This window comes from Pedococcus bigeumensis (assembly GCF_039531795.1).
Lineage (GTDB): Bacteria > Actinomycetota > Actinomycetes > Actinomycetales > Dermatophilaceae > Pedococcus > Pedococcus bigeumensis.
This window is the reverse complement of the sequence record NZ_BAAAQS010000001.1, coordinates 204,339-221,134: the sequence shown is the minus strand read 5'-3', so window position 1 is coordinate 221,134 and position 16,796 is coordinate 204,339. Positions and strand designations below refer to the sequence as shown.

Sequence of the window (16,796 nt, the reverse complement as noted above, 5' to 3'; positions counted from 1 at the left end):
GGCACGAACCTCGCGGGCAGGACCCGCGCGGAAGTGCGACGGTGAGACTACACGGTCTTGAGCCTCCACCGAAAATCGAGGGTATGCCGCGTGGCCGGGTCCGCGCGACGGCTTTCCGGGCCGCCCTCGGGACACCCCACCGCGCGGCCCTAGCGGAAGGCCTGCTGACCCGTCATCGCCTGCCCGACCACGAGGGTGTGCATCTCGACGGTGCCCTCGTAGGTGAGCACCGACTCGAGGTTGTTCATGTGCCGGATGATCGGGTACTCGAGGCTGATCCCGTTGGCCCCCAAGATGGTTCGCGACGTCCGACAGATGTCGATCGCCTCGCGGATGTTGTTGAGCTTGCCCAGGCTGACCTGCTCGGGGCGCAGCGTGCCGGCGTCCTTGCGACGGCCCAGGTGCAGCGCGAGGAGCTGGCCCTTGACCAGCTCCAGCGCCATGTCGGCGAGCTTCTGCTGGGTCAGCTGGAAGCCGGCGAGCGGGCGGCCGAACTGCTCGCGCTCGATGGAGTAGCGACGGGCCGTGTCGAGGCTCGACCGGGCCGCCCCGAGCGAGCCCCACACGATCCCGTAGCGGGCCTCGGACAGGCACGACAGCGGACCCTTCAGACCGCGCACCTCGGGGAACACCGCGTCGGCCGGCAGCCGTACGCCGTCGAGCACCAGCTCGCTGGTCACCGAGGCCCGCAGCGAGAGCTTGTGCTTGATCTCGGGGGCCGAGAAGCCCGGGCTGTCGGTGGGCACCACGAAGCCGCGGATCCCGCCGTGCTCCTCCCCCGCGTTGGCCCAGACCACCGCGACGTCGGCCACCGAGCCGTTGGTGATCCACATCTTCGAGCCGTCGAGCACCCAGTCGGCACCGTCGCGCCTGGCCCTCGTGCGCATCGACGCAGGGTCGGAGCCGTGGTCGGGCTCGGTCAAGCCGAAGCAGCCGATCGCCTCGCCGGCCGCCATCGGGGGCAGCCACCGCTGCTTCTGCTCCTCGGTGCCCCAGCGGTGGATCGCGAACATCGCCAGCGAACCCTGCACCGACACCAGGCTCCGCACCCCGGAGTCGGTGGCCTCGAGCTCGAGGCAGGCCAGCCCGTAGTCGACGGCGCTCATCCCGGCGCAGCCGTAGCCCTCGAGGTGCATGCCCAGCAGGCCGAGGGCGCCGAGCTCCCGGGTCAGGCCGCGGAGGTCGTCGATCTCACCGCGCTCGAACCAGTCGGCGACGAACGGCTCCACCCGCTTGTCGAGGAAGGCGCGGACGGTGCCGCGGATCGCCTTCTCCTCGTCGGAGAGCAGGTCGTCGATCCCTGCGAGGTCCATCGGGTCGAGCGGCGGCAGCGGGGTCATCCCGGCAGTCTGGCAGGGGCGCGCGCTCGCCGGTGGTCAGTGCCGGTGGTCAGTGCCGGTGGTCGACGAGCTCGGAGATCCGGGCGATCGCGTAGGCGTAGCCGCTGGGGCCGCAGCCGGTGATGACCCCGTTGGACACCGCGGACAGGTAGGAGTGGTGCCGGAACTCCTCGCGCTGGTGCACGTTGCTGAGGTGCACCTCGAAGACGGGGAAGCTGACCGCGGCCAGCGCGTCACGCAGGGCGATCGAGGTGTGCGTGTAGGCGCCGGCGTTGATGACCAGGCCCACGGCCGACTTGCGGACCTCGTGGATGGCGTCGATGAGTGCGCCCTCGTGGTTGCTCTGGCGGAAGTCGATCTCCAGCCCGGCCAGGCCGGCCGCCTTGCGGCACAGCGCCTCGATCTCGGCGAGGGTGTCGGACCCGTAGATCTCCGGCTCGCGCTCGCCGAGCAGGTTCAGGTTCGGTCCGTTGAGGACGACGACGGTCTGCTGGCTCATCGTGGCGTGCTCCTGTGCTGGCAGGGTGCCGCGTGGCCCGCGGCGTGGGGGTGGCGCTGGGGATGGTGCTGGGGTGGCGCGGTGGGTGGAGCTGGTGGCTGGGCTCACCCTTCCACGCCCGCCGCCACTTTCAGGGTAGGTCACCGCAGGACGACATGACCGGATGATCCCGTCCTCATCCGTTTGGGCGGGTCGATGGCCACTGGCGGTGGGCTGCCGGGCACGGGTGTGCCGCGTGGGCTAGCCGCTCATCGCCCGCCAGATGACGATCACCGCGACGGCAACGGCTGCCCCCACGGCGATCTGCTTGCCGTAGGACCGCAGCAGGATCGGCAGCACGGTCGAGCCGAGGTCGAGCGCGTCCTGCTCCTTCGGGGCGGCTGCTGCTGGCGGAGCGGCCGGAGCGGTGGGAGCCGAGGTGGGCACCTCCGCCGTCGGGGCAGGGACCTCCGCCGCGGTCGTCGCCGCCACGGCAGGTGCGGCCACCTCGGTCGCCTCGGTGGCGGGGGGACCCTCGGCTGCAGCGACGGGGTTGGCGGCCCCGATCTTGCCCTCGATGCAGGCGATGAACTGCCCGAGCAGCTTGTCGGACACGTCCTGCATCACCCCCCGGCCGAACTGGGCGGGCTTGCCCGTCACGGCCAGGTCGGTCTGCACGTCGGCCCGCGTCGAGCCGTCGCCGACGTCGGCGAGCTGGATCGTCACCGTGGCCCCTGCGGTGCCGTTGCCCCGCTTGTCCTTGCCCTTGGCCTCGATCACCGCCCGGTGGGTCTCGTCGTCCCGCGCGACGAAGGCTCCCGTGCCGGCATACACCAGCGCGATGGGGCCGAGCTTGACCTTCACCGTGCCCGCGAACCCCTCGTCGGTCACCTCGGTGACGGTGGCGCCCGGGAAGCACGCCCCGACCAGGGGCAGGTCCATGAAGGTCGCCCACGCCTGGTCGACCGTCGCGGGCACGGTGAAGGAGTGGCTCAGCTCCACGGGCTCACGCTCCTGCCGCGGCCAGGACGGCCCGTCGGGCCAGGACGGTGGCGAGGTGCTTGCGGTAGTCGCTGTCGCCGTTGAGGTCGGACGGCGGGTTGGTGCCGTCCGCGGCCGCGGCACAGGCCTCCCGCACCGCCTCGTCGGTGGCGGCCCTGCCCACGAGCGCCTGCTCCACGGCGGTGGCCCGCAGTGGCGTCGACCCCATGTTCGTCAGCCCGACCCTCGCCTCGGCGATCGTGCCGCCGTCGACGCGGACGGTCGCCGCGACGGCGACGATCGACCACTGGTGGGAGACCCGCACGAACTTCTCGTAGCGGTGGCCCCAGCCGGTGTGCTTCGGGATGCGGATGGCGGTGAGCAGCTCGCCCTCCCCCACCGCCGTCTCGAACAGGTCCCGGAAGAAGTCGGCGGCCGCGACGGTCCGCTCCCCGCCGCTCCCGGCGATGACGAACTCGGTGTCGAGCGCGAGCGCCGGGGCACCCACGTCACCGGCCGGGTCGGCGTGCACGAGCGCGCCACCGACCGTGCCCCGGTGCCTGATCTGCGGGTCCGCCACCTCGGTGATCGCATCGGTGAGCAGCCCCGCGTGCTGGCGCACGAGGTCGCTCGCCAGCACGTCGGCATACGTGGTCATCGCACCGATCACCACGTGGTCGCCGTCCTCGGACACACCCTTGAGCTCGTCGATCCGGCCGAGGTCGACCACCTTCTCCGGCGCGTTGAGCCGCATCCGGAGGATGGGCAACAGGCTCTGGCCACCGGCGAGCACCTTGGCGTCGTCACCGGCCTCGGCCAGCGCCGCGAGGGCGTCGGCGACCGACGTGGGGGCGACGTAGTCGAACGATGCGGGGATCACTGGCCTGCTCCGTCTGTCGTGGTGGATGTCTGTCCAGGGAGGTCGCCCGGGTCGTCCTGGTTGGGGGCGCCGGCGTCGAAGTGTGGCTGGGCGTCGGCGGTGGTGGCGTCGGCCTGGTTGGCGCCGGCCGACTGGATGGCCTTCCAGACCCGCTCCGGCGTGCACGGCATCTGGATGTCGTTGATGCCCAGCGGGCGCAGGGCATCCACCACGGCGTTGACGACGGCCGGCGTCGAGGCGATCGCGCCCGCCTCGCCGACACCCTTGGTCCCGAGGGTGTTGGTCGTGGACGGCGACGTGGTGGTCTCGGTGACGAAGCTGATCGTGTCGGCGGTGGTCGGCAGCGTGTAGTCGACGAACGAGCCGGAGACGAGGGTGCCCTGGTCGTCGAAGACGGCCTCTTCCCACAAGGCCTGCGCGATGCCCTGCACGATGCCTCCGTGCACCTGCCCCTCGACGATCAGGGGGTTGATGATCTGGCCGACGTCGTCGACGCAGACGTACTTGCGCATCGTCACCTGGCCGGTCTCGGTGTCGACCTCCATGGCGCACAGGTGGGTCCCATGCGGGAAGGAGAAGTCGTCGGGGTCGAAGGTGGCGTCGGCGTCGATGCCCGGCTCGAACCCGTCGGGGAGGTTGTGCGAGGTGAACTGCGCCGTGGCGATCTCGGTGATGCCGATCCCGTTGTCGGTGCCCCGCACGGTGAACCGCCCGTGCGCGAACTCCACGTCGTCGATGCTGGCCTCGAGGAGGTGCGCGGCGACGACCTTGGCCTTCTCGACGACCTTGTCGGCGGCCCGCACGACGGCCTCGCCCCCGACCACGAGCGAGCGCGAGCCGTAGGTGTCCAGGCCACGCGGCGATATCTGCGTGTCGCCGTGGAGCACCTCGATGTCCTCGAAGGGGACGCCCAGCCGGTCGGCGGCGATCTGGCTCCAGGCTGTCTCGTGACCCTGGCCGTGGGGCGACGTGCCGGTGATCACCTCGACCTTGCCGGTGGGCAGCATCCGGATCGAGGCGTGCTCCCACCCGCCGGCCCCGTAGTTGAGGCTGCCCAGGACGCGCGAGGGCGCCAGGCCGCACATCTCCGTGAAGGTGGAGACCCCGATCCCCAGCTGGACCGGGTCCTTGCTGGCCCGGCGCTCCTGCTGCTCCCGGCGCAGACCGTCGTAGTCGAACAGCTCCTTGGCGCGGGCCGTGGCCACCTCGTAGTTGCCCGAGTCGTAGGTCATGCCCGCGACCGAGGCGAACGGGAACTCCTCGTGCGTGATCCAGTTCTTCTCCCGGATCTCGAGCGGGTCGACGCCGACCTCCTGCGCCAGCTCGTCCATGAGCCGTTCGATCGCGTAGGTCGCCTCCGGGCGGCCGGCGCCGCGGTAGGCGTCCACCCAGGTGGTGTTGGTCAGGACGGTCTGGACCGTGAACCGGTAGGCGCGGAACTTGTAGATGGCGTTGTACATCCAGGCCCCGAGGACCGGCACACCTCCCCCGACCAGTCCGACGTAGGCACCCAGGTTCGCGACGAGGTCGACCTTGAGGGCGGTCACCGTGCCGTCCTTGGTCGCGGCCAGGGTCAGCGTCTGGTACTGGTCGCGCCCGTGGTGGCCCGAGACCAGCGACTCCGAGCGCGTCTCGGTGTACTTCACCGGCTTGCCCACGTGACGCGCGGCGGCCAGGGTCGCGAACTCCTCGGCCGTGGTCTGCAGCTTGCCGCCGAAACCACCACCGACGTCAGGGGCGATGACCCTGACCTTCGACTCCGGTATGCCGGTCGTGGCGGCGATGAGGAAGCGCAGGATGTGGGGAACCTGGGTGGACGTCCACACCGTGATCTGCTCCCCCGTCGGGTCGACGACGGTCGAGCGGGGCTCCATGAAGGCCGGGATGAGCCGCTGCTGGCGGTACTCGCGCTCGATCACGATGCCGTCCGCACGGGCCTTGGCGATCTCCTCGTCGACGTCGCCCCCGCTGCCCTGCTCGCCGGAGTCGAGCCGCCACAGGGCTGACTTGTTGGTCCCCAGGTCGGGATGGGCCAGCACGGTGTCCTGCACCGCCTCCTTGGCGTCGAGGACGGCCGGGAGCTCGTCGTAGTCGACCTCCACGAGCTCGGCGGCGTCGCGAGCCTGCGCTGCGGTGCGAGCCACCACGAGGGCGACGATCTCCCCCGCGCAGGCGACGCGGTCGACGGCGACCGGCAGGTGGGCAGCCGCCTTCTGGTCGGTGGTGATCGGCCACGCGTTGGCGACGACCCCTTGGGTGTCCTTGATGTCGGCGCCGGTCAGGACGGCGACCACCCCGGGCGCCTGCTTGGCCGCCGCGGTGTCGATGGCGGTGATCCGGGCGTGCGCGAAGGGGCTCCGGACCATGGCCAGGTGCTGCATCCCCGTGAGCTGGAGGTTGTCGGTCCACTTGGTCCGGCCGGTGATGAGGCGCTGGTCCTCCTTGCGCTTGCGCGCCGCGCCGATCTCGGTCTTCGGGCGGTCCTCGACGGCGGTCATGACCCAGCTCCTTCCGACGCGCCGGCGCCGGCCCCGGCCGCCTGCTGCACGGCCTTGACGATGTTGTGGTAGCCGGTGCAGCGACAGAGGTTGCCCTCGAGCCCGTCGCGGATCTCCTGCTCGCTCGGGTGCGGGTTGTCGTTGAGGACGTCGATGGCCTGCATGATCATCCCCGGCGTGCAGTAGCCGCACTGCAGCGCGTGGCAGTCGTGGAAGGCCTGCTGCACGGGGTGCAGCGCGCCGTCCTTCGCCACACCCTCGATCGTGGTCACGTCGTGCCCGTCCGCCTGCACCGCCAGCACGTTGCAGGACTTCACGCTGCGACCGTCGAGGTGCACCGTGCACGCCCCACAGTTGCTCGTGTCGCACCCGACGACGGTCCCGGTCTTGCCCAGCTGCTCTCTCAGGTAGTGGACGAGGAGCGTGCGCGGCTCCACCTCGTCGGTGTAGTCGACGCCGTCGACCGTGACGCTGATGCGGGTCATTCGATCACCTCTCTGTGACACAGTGCTTGCTGGCTACGGTGCGTGCTGGACAAGCTGGCCGGCCGCCCCCACCCGGTCCGGCCCTTCGGATCCTGCTCTGTCCGCAGGGCGGGGACAACGGTCAATCCGGATGGTTTGCGGTGGCCTCCTCGGGGGCTGGGGTCGCGGTCACGAGCCCGGGTGCGTGGTGGTGGATCGGGCCGTCGCGGTGGCCCAGGCGCTCGCCCCGGCCACCCCACTGCAGGGCGATGATCTCCGCCGCGATGCTCACGGCGGTCTCCTCGGGGGTGCGGGCGCCGAGGTCCAGCCCCACCGGGCTCGACAGGCGGGCCAGCTCGGCCTCGGTGAGACCGGCCTCGCGCAGCCGCGCCATCCGGTCGTCGTGGGTGCGACGCGAGCCCATCGCGCCGACGTAGGCCACCTCGGGCAACCGCAGGGCCACCTCCAGGACCGGCACGTCGAACTTGGGGTCGTGGGTGAGCACGCAGATCACGGTGCGCGAGTCGATGCGCCCCGCGTCGCGCTCGGCCTCGAGGTAGCGGTGCGGCCAGGTCACGACGACCTCGTCGGCCGAGGGGAAGCGCGAGCTGGTGGCGAAGACGGGTCGCGCGTCGCAGACGGTCACGTGGAAGCCGAGGAAGTGCCCCTGGTGAGCCACCGCCGCGGCGAAGTCGATCGCGCCGAAGACCAGCATCCGGGGCTTGGGGGCGAACGAGGAGACGAAGACCCGCAGGCCCTCGCCACGGCGCTCCCCGTCCGGCCCGTAGGTCAGCGTCTCGGTGCGCCCCGACGCGAGCAGGCCGCGGGCGTCGTCGGTGACGGCGTCGTCAGCCCGGCGCGAGCCCAGCGAGCCCGCCGACGCACCGGCGCCGCTGTCCTGCTCGGGTCGCACGACCAGCCGGCGCCCCAGCCAGGACGGGTCGGGGTGCTCGATGACGGTGGCCACGGCGACCGGACGGCCCGCCTCGATGTCCTGCGCCACCTCCTCCAGCTCGGGAAACGTCTGCCGGCTCACCGGCTCGACGAAGACGTCGAGGATGCCCCCACAGGTCAGCCCCACGGCATACGCGTCGTCGTCACTGACGCCGTAGCGCTGCAGGACCGGGACGCCGTCCGACACGACCGACTGGGCGAGCTCGTAGACGGCACCCTCGACGCAACCGCCGCTCACGGAGCCGACCGCCTCTCCGCCGGGGCCGACCAGCATCGCCGCACCCGCAGGTCTGGGCGCCGAGCGCCAGGTGGCCACCACCGTGCCCACGCCCACCGTGGCGCCGGCGCGCCACCAGCGCAGCAGCTCGGGCAGCACCTCACGCACGGCCGACCACCTCCACCAGCTCCTCGAAGGCGGCCATCGAGTGACCCGCCACGAAGTCGTCGACGTGCGGCAGGGCCGCCACGATGCCCTGCTGCACGGGCAGGTAGCCGGGCTTGCCGCGGTGCGGGTTGACCCACACGACCCGGTGGGCCAGCGCCTTCAGGCGCCGCATCTGCTCCCCCAGCGCCTCCGGCGCGCCGCGTTCCCAGCCGTCGCTGAAGACCACCACGACGGCACCCCGCGCCATCCCGCGCCGGCCCCACCTGTCGAGGAACGCGCGGATCCCCTCGGCCAGCCGGGTGCCCCCCGACCAGTCGGGCACGCTCTCGCCACACGCGACCAGGGCCCGCTCGGGGTCGCGCTGCCGCAGGGGCCTGGTCACGTGGGTCAGCCGGGTGCCGAGGGTGAAGACCTCGACCGGCAGCCCGGTGGCGGCGTAGGTGTGGGCCAGCCGAAGCAGGGCGTCGGCGTAGGCACTCATCGACCCCGAGACGTCGACCAACAGGACCACCCGACGCGCCCGGGTCCCCTTGTGGCGCCAGGCGATCGGGCCGGGCTCACCCATCCGGCGCAGCTGCTCCCGGAGCGTCTTGCGCGCGTCCACGACACCACGGCGGGCAGGCGTCAGGCGATGCGCCGGCCGGCGTGGGGCCCGCGGGCGGAGCGCCGCGAACATCGCCGCGAGCCGAGCCCGCTCGGCGCTGCTGAGCGTGGCGACGTCGCGGTGCCGCAGCACCTCGACCGCGCTCGCCTGGGCGCGCACCTCGTCCTCCGGCGACTCCTGGCCGTCGGTGCTGCCGCTGCCCGTGTCGAGCGAGGCCTGCGCCACCGTGTGGGTCGAGTCGCGGCGCCGTCGGGTGCCCGCGCGTTCGAGGCCGAACCACGCGGCATACACCTGGTCGTAGCGCTCGAGGTCGGCCGGGGAGGCGCACAGCGTCGCGCGGCCGGCCCAGTAGGCCGCCGACTGGTCGTCGGCACCCACGGCCTCGACCGCCTCGAGGTAGGTCCGCTCGCGGTCGGCCGTGACGTTGACGCCGGCGGCCCGCAGGGCGCGTGCGAAACCCAGGAGGACCTCGTCCGCGGCGTGCGCCGGCGCGGCGGTCATCGCGCCAGGATCCGGTCGAGGGCGGCTCGCACGCGTTCCGCGTCCTCGCGGTACTTGACCGCCACGCCCAGGCTCGCGGCCGCCGTGTCGAGGTCGAGCTCGGAGGCTCCGAGCTCGGTGAGCGCGCGGGCCCAGTCGAGCGTCTCGGCGACACCCGGCGGCTTGATGAGGTCGTGCTCGTTGCGCAGGTGCTGCACCGCCGAGACGACCTGTGCCGCAAGGGACTCCGAGACCTGCGGCGCCCGCGAGCGGACGATCTGCAGCTCGCGCTCCAGGCTGGGGTGGTCGATCCAGTGGTAGAGGCAGCGGCGCTTGAGCGCGTCGTGGAGCTCGCGGGTGCGGTTGGAGGTGAGCACCACGATCGGGGGCGTGGCCGCCGTCACGGTGCCCAGCTCGGGGATGGTCACCTGCCAGGTCGAGAGCACCTCGAGCAGGAACGCCTCGAACTCGTCGTCGGCGCGGTCGATCTCGTCGACGAGCAGGACCACTGGCGACTCCCGCAGCGCCCGCAGCACCGGGCGGGCGAGCAGGAAGCGCTGGTCGAAGAGCTGGTCCTCGACCGCCGCGAGGTCCTGACCGTCGGGCGACACCGCCTCGACCGCGCGCAGGTGCAGGATCTGGCGCGGGAAGTCCCAGTCGTAGAGCGCCTGCGTGGCATCGATGCCTTCGTAGCACTGGAGCCGGATGAGCGGCAGGTCGAGGGCCGCGGCGATGGCCTCGGCGAGCGCGGTCTTGCCGGTGCCGGGCTCCCCCTCGAGCAACAGCGGCCGCTCGAGCCGGAGCGCGAGCCAGGCCACCGTGGCGAGGGCGTCGTCGGCCAGGTAACCCGTGTCGGCAAGCCCCTGCGTCAGTGCCCCCGCGGACGAGAACGCCTCGCGTGGCTCCATGTCCACAGCATCACTCATCGGAGCGTGTAATTGAAGGGGCAAGATTCTCGGTCCCCTGCGGAGCTGCCGCAGGCCCGCGGTCAGAGGCTCGCGGTCAGAGGGTCCGCGGTCAGAGGTCTGCGGGGGTGTCGACGTCGCGACCGGTGGCGAGGTCGCCGCACTCCACCAGCAGGTGCCGGTGGGTGGCGAGGTAGTCGCGGGCACCCGTGTCGCCGCTCGCGACCTCGAGGACTTCCGGCCAGTGGTCCCGCCCGATCACGACGGGGTGACCCGGCACACCTGCGTATGCCGCCCGCGCGAGCCCTCCGCGCCCCTCGCCGGCCGCGGCGGCCTCGGCGGCCAGGACGCGCTGGAGGACGGCCGCACCCACGTCGGGGAGGTCGACGAGCAGGATGCACGCGACGTCGGCCTCGACGTCCTGGAGGGTCGAGAGGCCGGCTCGGAGTGAGGCGCTCTGCCCCTGCTCCCAGTCCGGGGCCTCCACGACGAGGTCGGCGCCCGCCTCGATCGCCAGGGCCCTCGCCCGTGCCACCTCGGCGCCGACCACGACGATCACGGGCGAGCACCCCCCGTCACGCAGGACCCGCACCCCGCGCTCGACGAACGAACCGCCGGCGGGGTGGTCGACGAGGGCCTTGGGGGTGCCCATCCGACGACCTCCCCCGGCAGCGAGGAGCAGCCCGGCGGGTTTCACCCGGCCAGCCTGCCACGGCGGGTCGGGTCAGCGCGGCGGCTCGGCCCGGTGCGCGTCCTCCACGTAGCGGTGCCCGTGGCTGAGCCGCTCGGCGACGGTCTCGACCCAGCGCGGCGGCTGCTCACCGATCCCCCTCGCGGCGAGGCCCGCGGTCAGGTCGGCTCGCAGGTCGGCCGGGTCGCGGCCCTCCCCGTCGAGGGCAAGGGCGTCGATGACCTCCTGGATCACCGACTGGACGACCTGGTGCCGGTCGACGTCGGCGTCGTCCATCGAGGCGAGGTCACGGTCCTGCTCACTCATGGTTCCTCCGGTGGGTGGGAGAAGGGTGGTCGCCCCCACTCCTACCCACAGCGCCCCGGAGCATGCACCGGCCCGGTCAGGACCGCCGGGCCAGCCCTGCCTCGATGGCCGCGATGATCCTCGGCCGGAGCTCGTGCGGGTCGATCACGGCGTCGACTGACCCGACGCTGACGGCCCGGTGGATGCTGTGGACCCCGTCGAACTCCGAGGCGACCTCCCCGAGCTTCTCGCTGCGCACCGCCGTGCGCAGGTCGGCCAGCTCGGTCGCGATGCGCGCCCGCTCGGCGCCGGTCGCCGCACCCAGCCGGGACTCGGCGTCCTTGACCCTCGGGTCGGCAGCGGTGCGGGCGTCGACGTCGCGGGAGAAGACCACCGCGGCGGCCGGGGCGCCACCGATCACCGACGCGAACGACCCCTCGACGGCGAGCACCGTCATCTCGGGGTTGAGCGCCTTGGAGAACACCACGAACGCACCACCGTGGTAGCGGCTGACCACGCAGAAGACGATCGGGCCCTCGAAGTTGACGATGGCCCTGCCGATCTCCGCGCCGTACTCGAGCTGCAGGCTGCGCATCGACTCCGGCGACCCATCGAAGCCGGAGAGGTTGGCGAGCACCACGAGGGGACGGTTGCCGCTGGCGGCGTTGATCGCCCGGGCGGCCTTCTTCGACGACCGCGGGAAGAGGGTGCCGGCCGTGTAGGTGTCGGGTCCGTCGGTGGGCGGGAACCCGCGGCGCGCGACCGTCTTCGACTCGATGCCGAGGAGGCAGACCGGGATGCCGCCGAGGTGGGCGTCCTGGACCACCGCGGTCTCCGCGTCGGCCATGCCGGCCCAGCGCTCGAGGGTGGGGTGGTCCTGGTCGGCGAGTGCCGCCATCAGGATCCGGATGTCGAACGCCTTCTTGCGGTCGGGGTTCGTGGCCGTGGAGAAGATGTCGCCCACGGTGGTGAACGTCGAGTCGGGGATGACGTGGGGGTATGCCGTGACGTCGCGGTCCACGGCGTCCGTCGTCTTCGCGCGGCGCGGGCCCGGCTCGCCGGGGTGGACGTAGGTGTGCTCGTAGTGCGCCATCAGCACGTCACGCGCGCCAGCGAGGTCGGGCGCCCAGTACTGCGCCTGCCCGTTCGGGCCCATCACGCGGTCGTAGCCACCGATCCCGAAGTTGTCCTCGGCGGAGACCCCACCCGAGAAGTCCAGTGACTGCTTGCCGGTCAGCACCATCGCGCTGTCCGGGGTCATGACGAGGATTCCCTTGGTGTGCATGAGCATCGTCGCCTCGGCGTTCCAGTAGGGCTGGGCGCCGACGTTGATCCCCGCGACCACGATGTTGATCTCGCCGCCGGACTGGGTGAACTCGATGATCCGCTTGAGGGCCTTCGCGACCCAGTCCATGTTCTCGGTGCCCGAGTCCATCGAGATCCGCGCACCGGCGGACAACGCGAACCACTCGACCGGCACCTGCATCTGCTCGGCGAGGTCGAGGGCGGCGATGATCCGCGTGCACTCCGCCTCGGCCACGGCACCGAGGGCCTTGAGCGGGTCGCCACACAACAGCACCCGGGTCATGCCCTCGGGGTAGCGCTCGGTGGGCGTCGTGATGAGCCCGGCGATGATCCCCGCCTTGTTGAGGCCGTAGGGACGGTCGACCGGCGCGAGCGCGCCGGTGTCGTCGAGGTCGTACTCGGTGGCCGTGCCACCCGGCCCGGCGATCATGGCCTGCAGCTCGTACGGGTAGACGACACCGCGACGCCGCGCGCGGACGACCTTCTGCGCGTAGTCGTCGAGGGGCTTGAGCCGCGTGGTGGGCGGTTCCTGCACCGAGGTCACGACTCCCGAGCCGGGCTGGAAGTGGAACCGGGCGGCCAGGGGTGCGATGGCACCGTCCGCCGTGGCGATCCGGCCCTGCACCAGGACCTCCTCGATGCCCGCGCCGGCCGTGAGCGGCGCGATCTTGGCCTGCAGTGACGTCAGCTGGTCGAGGTCGGCCTCGATCGGGGGCCAGATGTGCACCCAGACGTGGTTCATGTCGAGCCCGGCGCCCGCGGCCCCGCGCGCCGCGCGGGCCCGGCGGATCGCCTCGAGGCAGTTGGCGATGGCCCGCTCCGCGTGGGGCAGGGCGGTGACCCGGCCGCGGTCGTCGCGGACCACGACGAGCTGGCGCACCTGCGCCAGGGCCACGAGGCGCTGGTCGGCTTCGTTGCCGGGCGCGGTGCAGAGGTACAGCAGCACGTCCTCGGGGGCGTCGAGGCGGGTGACGTCGAAGTCGCGCAGCCGCCAGAGGTTGAGCCGCCGCCCGACCATGGGGTGCACCCCGCGCACGAGCCGGTCCTCCACCATGGCGCCGGCCCCGTCGGGACGGAAGGTGAAGTAGGCCACCGGGCGCCCGCCGCCCGGGCAGACCGCGATCGCGACGCGGCGGAGCCGGTGCGCGAACGGCAGGGCGGCGAGGAGCTCGCCCAGCCGGGCGGAGGCGTCCTCGGGCGATGCGGGCTCGTCGGGCCAGGACAGGTAGAGGTCGACGACCCCTTCCAGGCCCTCGGCCGCCTCGTCGAGCTGGGCCGACACGGCCTTCTCGAGCTCGCCGCCGGGGGCGAGCTCGTCGACCCTGCCGACGCTCGTCACGAGGTGCGTCGGGCGCCCGTCGAGCGTGTAGTCGGCCACGGCGAACGGACGGTCGCCGACCGCGAGCTCGCGCAGGCCGGTGAGGTCGTGCTCGCGGTAGTGCCGCTTGATGAGGACCGCGAGCATCGGCTCACGCTGGGGCACACCGGCTTCGAGTCGCTCGGCCAGGAACTGCACGATCTGCTCGGGGATGGCGGCCAGGGCGTCGATACGGCGCGCCCGCTCCTCGCCACCCGGCATACCCTCCAGGGCGGTGAGCTCGTCGCTCACGCCACCCAGCACGCTCGCGCGGTCGGCGTCGACCAGCGGCTGGTCGAACCACCGGAACCGCACGCTCCGCGCGAGGTCGCCGACGACGGGGAAGCGCAGCTGGGTCGCGACCACGAGGCGGTCGAGCACCTCGCGGGCGGCCGCGTCGAGCGGCGGCTCGGGGCACGGCTCGACCATCCAGCGCTGCAGCAGCGAGGTGGCCAGCGCGACGTCGGGGGCGGAGCGCTGCTGGGACAGGAAGACCCGGAACACCGCCTGCTCGAGCTCGGCGGTGCGGTCGAGGCTGTCGAGGCCGTAGTGGCGCAGGACGTTGGCCAGCTTGCTGCGGAACTGCTCCGGCAGCGCCCCACGGTCGGGGTCGAGGCTCTGCAGGTAGGTGTGGAAGTGCTCGCGGGGGCTGTGCACCCGGTGCTCGACGTGCGCCTCCTCGCCGGCCGGACGGTTGCGGCTCAGCTCGGCGAGGTCGGCGAACACCTCGAGGACGTCCACCTCGGCGCGGATCTGCGAGTGGCCCTGGGCGGTCAGCTCGTCGCGGGCGGACAGGTAGCTCGTGAGGGTGCTGCCCTCATCCCGCTGGTCGAGGTCGTAGCCGAGCAGCATGGCCGCGAGCGCGTCGCGGGCGTGGTCGGCGGTGGCGGCGGCGCCGTCACCCGACCGTGCGTCCTCGGGCAGGTCGAGGTCGATCGGCTCGTCGGTGGCGCCGTCGCCTGCGGCCTCGTCGCCGTCACCCACGGGCTCGAGCCGCACCAGCGGCGTGCCGGTCTCGACCTGGCTGCCCGCGGAGACCAGCAGCTCCTTGACGCGCCCGGCGAAGGGCGCCGGCAGGACGGTCTCCATCTTCATCGACTCGAGCACGAGGACCGGCGCACCCGCAGCCACCTCCGCCCCGAGCGCGACCGGGGTCGCGACGACGAGAGCCGGTGCGGGAGAACGCAGCACGCCACCCTCGTCACGGCTCACGCGGTGGGTGACCCCGTCGACCTCGACCAGCTGGATCGGGCCGTGGGTCGCGGTGATGAGGCGGTGCGTGCGCCCGGCGATGGTGATCCGGCTCGCGTGCTCGTCGAGGCGGTCGAGGTCGGCGTCGACGGTCTGCTCGGTCGCCCCGGCGGCGATCGCCACCCGGAACCGGTGCGGTCCGATCCGCCACACCGTGACCTTGTATGCCGTGCCGCGGAGCTTGAGGTCGATGGCGCGGCCGGTGCGGTGCTGCACCTGGGGCCGGCCGCCTCGCGAGGTCTCCAGCAGCCGGGTGCGCTCGAGCGCCTCCTCGTCCTCGTAGCCCTCGATGCCGGCGGCGACGAGCGCGACCCCCGAGTGACGGTGCGACACCAGTCGACCCTCGGCGCGGACCCGGTCGATCCACCCGGTGTCGGCGCTGCCGTCGATCACCTCGGGCTGGTCGAGCAGGTCGAGGATGAAGCTCTTGTTGGTGGCACCGCCCTCGATGACGACGGTCGTCTCGCCCATCGCGCGCCGCAGCCGGGCCAGGGCCTCGTCGCGGTCGCGCCCGACGGCGATGATCTTGGCGATCATCGAGTCGAAGTCGGCGGGGATCGAGTCGCCCTCGCCCACGCCGGTGTCGACCCGGATCCCGGGGCCCGACGGCAGGTTGAGGAGGCTGATCCGGCCCGGAGACGGCGCGAAGTCGCGGTCGGGGTCCTCGGCGTTGAGCCGGGCCTCGACGGCGTGCCCCTCCTCCGTCGGGCGGTCGCCCTCGAGGCGGCCGCCGGAGGCCACGTGGATCTGCAGCTTGACCAGGTCGGTGTCGGTCGTGACCTCGGTGATGGGGTGCTCCACCTGCAGGCGGGTGTTGACCTCGAGGAAGGCGAAGAACTTCTCCCCGGGGTGGTAGAGGAACTCCACGGTGCCGGCACCCGCATACCCGACCGCGACGGCGAGCCGCTCGGCACTGGCCTTGACCTCGGCGACCTGATCCGGCGCGAGGACGGGCGAGGCGGACTCCTCGATGACCTTCTGGTTGCGGCGCTGGACGGAGCAGTCGCGCACGCCGATCGCCCAGGCGGTGCCCTGGCCGTCGGCGATGACCTGCACCTCGACGTGCCGGGCGCCGGTCACGAGCCGCTCGAGGAAGACCACGCCGGAGCCGAACGCCCGCTGTGCCTCGTCACGGGTGCGCTCGTAGGCGTCGGTGAGGTCGGCGTCGCTGGCGACCATCCGGATGCCGCGCCCGCCACCGCCGGCAGTTGCCTTCAGCATCAGCGGGTAGCCGATGCGGGCCGCCGCCGCCTTGGCGTCCTCGAGGCTGTCGACGCCCCCGCCGCTCCACGGGGCCACGGGGACCCCGACCTCCTCCGCGATGATCTTCGACCCGATCTTGTCGCCCAGCTTGCGCATGGCCTCAGGGCTCGGGCCGATGAAGGTGACCCCGATCCGGGCGCACACCTCGGCGAAGCCCGGGTCCTCGGCGACGAAGCCCCAGCCGACCCAGGCCGCGTCGGCCCCGGTCTCGCGCAGGGCCTTCTCCAGCACGGCGTAGTCGAGGTAGGGGCGGTTGGCCGCCGGTCCGAGGTTGTAGGCGTGGTCGGCCTCGCGCACGAACATGGCCCGCTTCTCGCCCTCGGTGTGCAGCGCGATGGTCTCGATGTGGTGCCCGTCGGCCCCCGCCTGCGCGTTGAGGTCGCGCACCGCGTGGATGAGCCGCATGGCGGCCTCGCCGCGGTTGACGATGGCGATGCGCGAGAACATCGGGTGGGCCTCCCAGCGACGGCGGACAGCGGAACGCTGCCGAGCCTGCCACCGATCACGGGTGACTCGCGAGTAATGCGGCGCCGCGTCTCCCACTTCCGGCCAGCCGTGCCGCACCCGCGCCGCACCCGCGCCGTGTTCGGCGGCGGTCGTGCGGCCCGGTGGCCCGGGGCGCCGGCTCGGGCTACGAGGCGGGTGGCGCCGATGCGGCATACCGTGGGTGCCACA

At 72.6% G+C, this 16,796-nt stretch carries 12 protein-coding genes; all 12 read right to left on the bottom strand.

The annotated features are described in order from the left end of the window. Window positions 1-149 precede the first annotated feature (149 nt). The gene (locus ABD262_RS01060; protein ID WP_344129851.1) at window positions 150-1,340 is read right to left on the bottom strand and encodes an acyl-CoA dehydrogenase family protein; all 1,191 of its coding nucleotides are present in this window, start codon (window positions 1,338-1,340) and stop codon (window positions 150-152) included. Window positions 1,341-1,389: 49 nt separating this feature from the next. After that, window positions 1,390-1,839, bottom strand: a complete 450-nt coding sequence (gene aroQ / locus ABD262_RS01055) for a type II 3-dehydroquinate dehydratase (RefSeq protein WP_344129848.1) — start codon at window positions 1,837-1,839, stop codon at window positions 1,390-1,392. 240 nt (window positions 1,840-2,079) lie between these two features. Further along, entirely contained in the window at window positions 2,080-2,820 is a 741-nt protein-coding gene (locus tag ABD262_RS01050; protein ID WP_344129845.1) for an SRPBCC family protein, read from the bottom strand. A gap of 4 nt (window positions 2,821-2,824) precedes the next feature. Further along, window positions 2,825-3,679, bottom strand: coding sequence for an FAD binding domain-containing protein (locus ABD262_RS01045; protein ID WP_344129842.1), 855 nt, complete (start codon window positions 3,677-3,679; stop codon window positions 2,825-2,827). Beyond that, entirely contained in the window at window positions 3,676-6,177 is a 2,502-nt protein-coding gene (locus tag ABD262_RS01040; protein ID WP_344129839.1) for a xanthine dehydrogenase family protein molybdopterin-binding subunit, read from the bottom strand. The genes ABD262_RS01045 and ABD262_RS01040 overlap by 4 nt, the downstream gene beginning before the upstream one ends. Further along, complete coding sequence (locus ABD262_RS01035; RefSeq protein ID WP_344129836.1) at window positions 6,174-6,662, bottom strand: (2Fe-2S)-binding protein; 489 nt, start codon at window positions 6,660-6,662, stop codon at window positions 6,174-6,176. The genes ABD262_RS01040 and ABD262_RS01035 overlap by 4 nt, the downstream gene beginning before the upstream one ends. A gap of 121 nt (window positions 6,663-6,783) precedes the next feature. Then, window positions 6,784-7,980, bottom strand: coding sequence for an XdhC family protein (locus ABD262_RS01030; protein ID WP_344129833.1), 1,197 nt, complete (start codon window positions 7,978-7,980; stop codon window positions 6,784-6,786). Continuing rightward, complete coding sequence (locus tag ABD262_RS01025; protein ID WP_344129831.1) at window positions 7,973-9,085, bottom strand: vWA domain-containing protein; 1,113 nt, start codon at window positions 9,083-9,085, stop codon at window positions 7,973-7,975. Before ABD262_RS01025 ends, ABD262_RS01030 begins: the two co-directional genes overlap by 8 nt. Further along, window positions 9,082-9,972 (bottom strand): AAA family ATPase, encoded by an 891-nt coding sequence (locus ABD262_RS01020; RefSeq protein WP_344129828.1) that lies wholly within the window; start codon window positions 9,970-9,972, stop codon window positions 9,082-9,084. Before ABD262_RS01020 ends, ABD262_RS01025 begins: the two co-directional genes overlap by 4 nt. A 109-nt stretch (window positions 9,973-10,081) precedes the next feature. Next, complete coding sequence (locus tag ABD262_RS01015) at window positions 10,082-10,666, bottom strand: nucleotidyltransferase family protein (protein WP_344129825.1); 585 nt, start codon at window positions 10,664-10,666, stop codon at window positions 10,082-10,084. 27 nt (window positions 10,667-10,693) lie between these two features. Beyond that, window positions 10,694-10,966, bottom strand: a complete 273-nt coding sequence (locus tag ABD262_RS01010; protein WP_344129822.1) for a hypothetical protein — start codon at window positions 10,964-10,966, stop codon at window positions 10,694-10,696. A gap of 76 nt (window positions 10,967-11,042) precedes the next feature. Next, entirely contained in the window at window positions 11,043-16,568 is a 5,526-nt protein-coding gene (locus tag ABD262_RS01005; protein ID WP_344129820.1) for an ATP-binding protein, read from the bottom strand. Between the last annotated feature and the right edge of the window lie 228 nt (window positions 16,569-16,796).

What these genes read in the sequence shown, in the direction of transcription:
- ABD262_RS01060 (WP_344129851.1), bottom strand. Translation starts at nt 1,340, where the DNA reads ATGACCCCGCTGCCGCCGCTCGACCCGATGGACCTCGCAGGGATCGAC.
- aroQ (WP_344129848.1), bottom strand. Translation starts at nt 1,839, where the DNA reads ATGAGCCAGCAGACCGTCGTCGTCCTCAACGGACCGAACCTGAACCTG.
- ABD262_RS01040 (WP_344129839.1), bottom strand. Translation starts at nt 6,177, where the DNA reads ATGACCGCCGTCGAGGACCGCCCGAAGACCGAGATCGGCGCGGCGCGC.
- ABD262_RS01035 (WP_344129836.1), bottom strand. Translation starts at nt 6,662, where the DNA reads ATGACCCGCATCAGCGTCACGGTCGACGGCGTCGACTACACCGACGAG.
- ABD262_RS01025 (WP_344129831.1), bottom strand. Translation starts at nt 9,085, where the DNA reads ATGACCGCCGCGCCGGCGCACGCCGCGGACGAGGTCCTCCTGGGTTTC.
- ABD262_RS01020 (WP_344129828.1), bottom strand. Translation starts at nt 9,972, where the DNA reads ATGGAGCCACGCGAGGCGTTCTCGTCCGCGGGGGCACTGACGCAGGGG.
- ABD262_RS01010 (WP_344129822.1), bottom strand. Translation starts at nt 10,966, where the DNA reads ATGAGTGAGCAGGACCGTGACCTCGCCTCGATGGACGACGCCGACGTC.
- ABD262_RS01005 (WP_344129820.1), bottom strand. Translation starts at nt 16,568, where the DNA reads ATGTTCTCGCGCATCGCCATCGTCAACCGCGGCGAGGCCGCCATGCGG.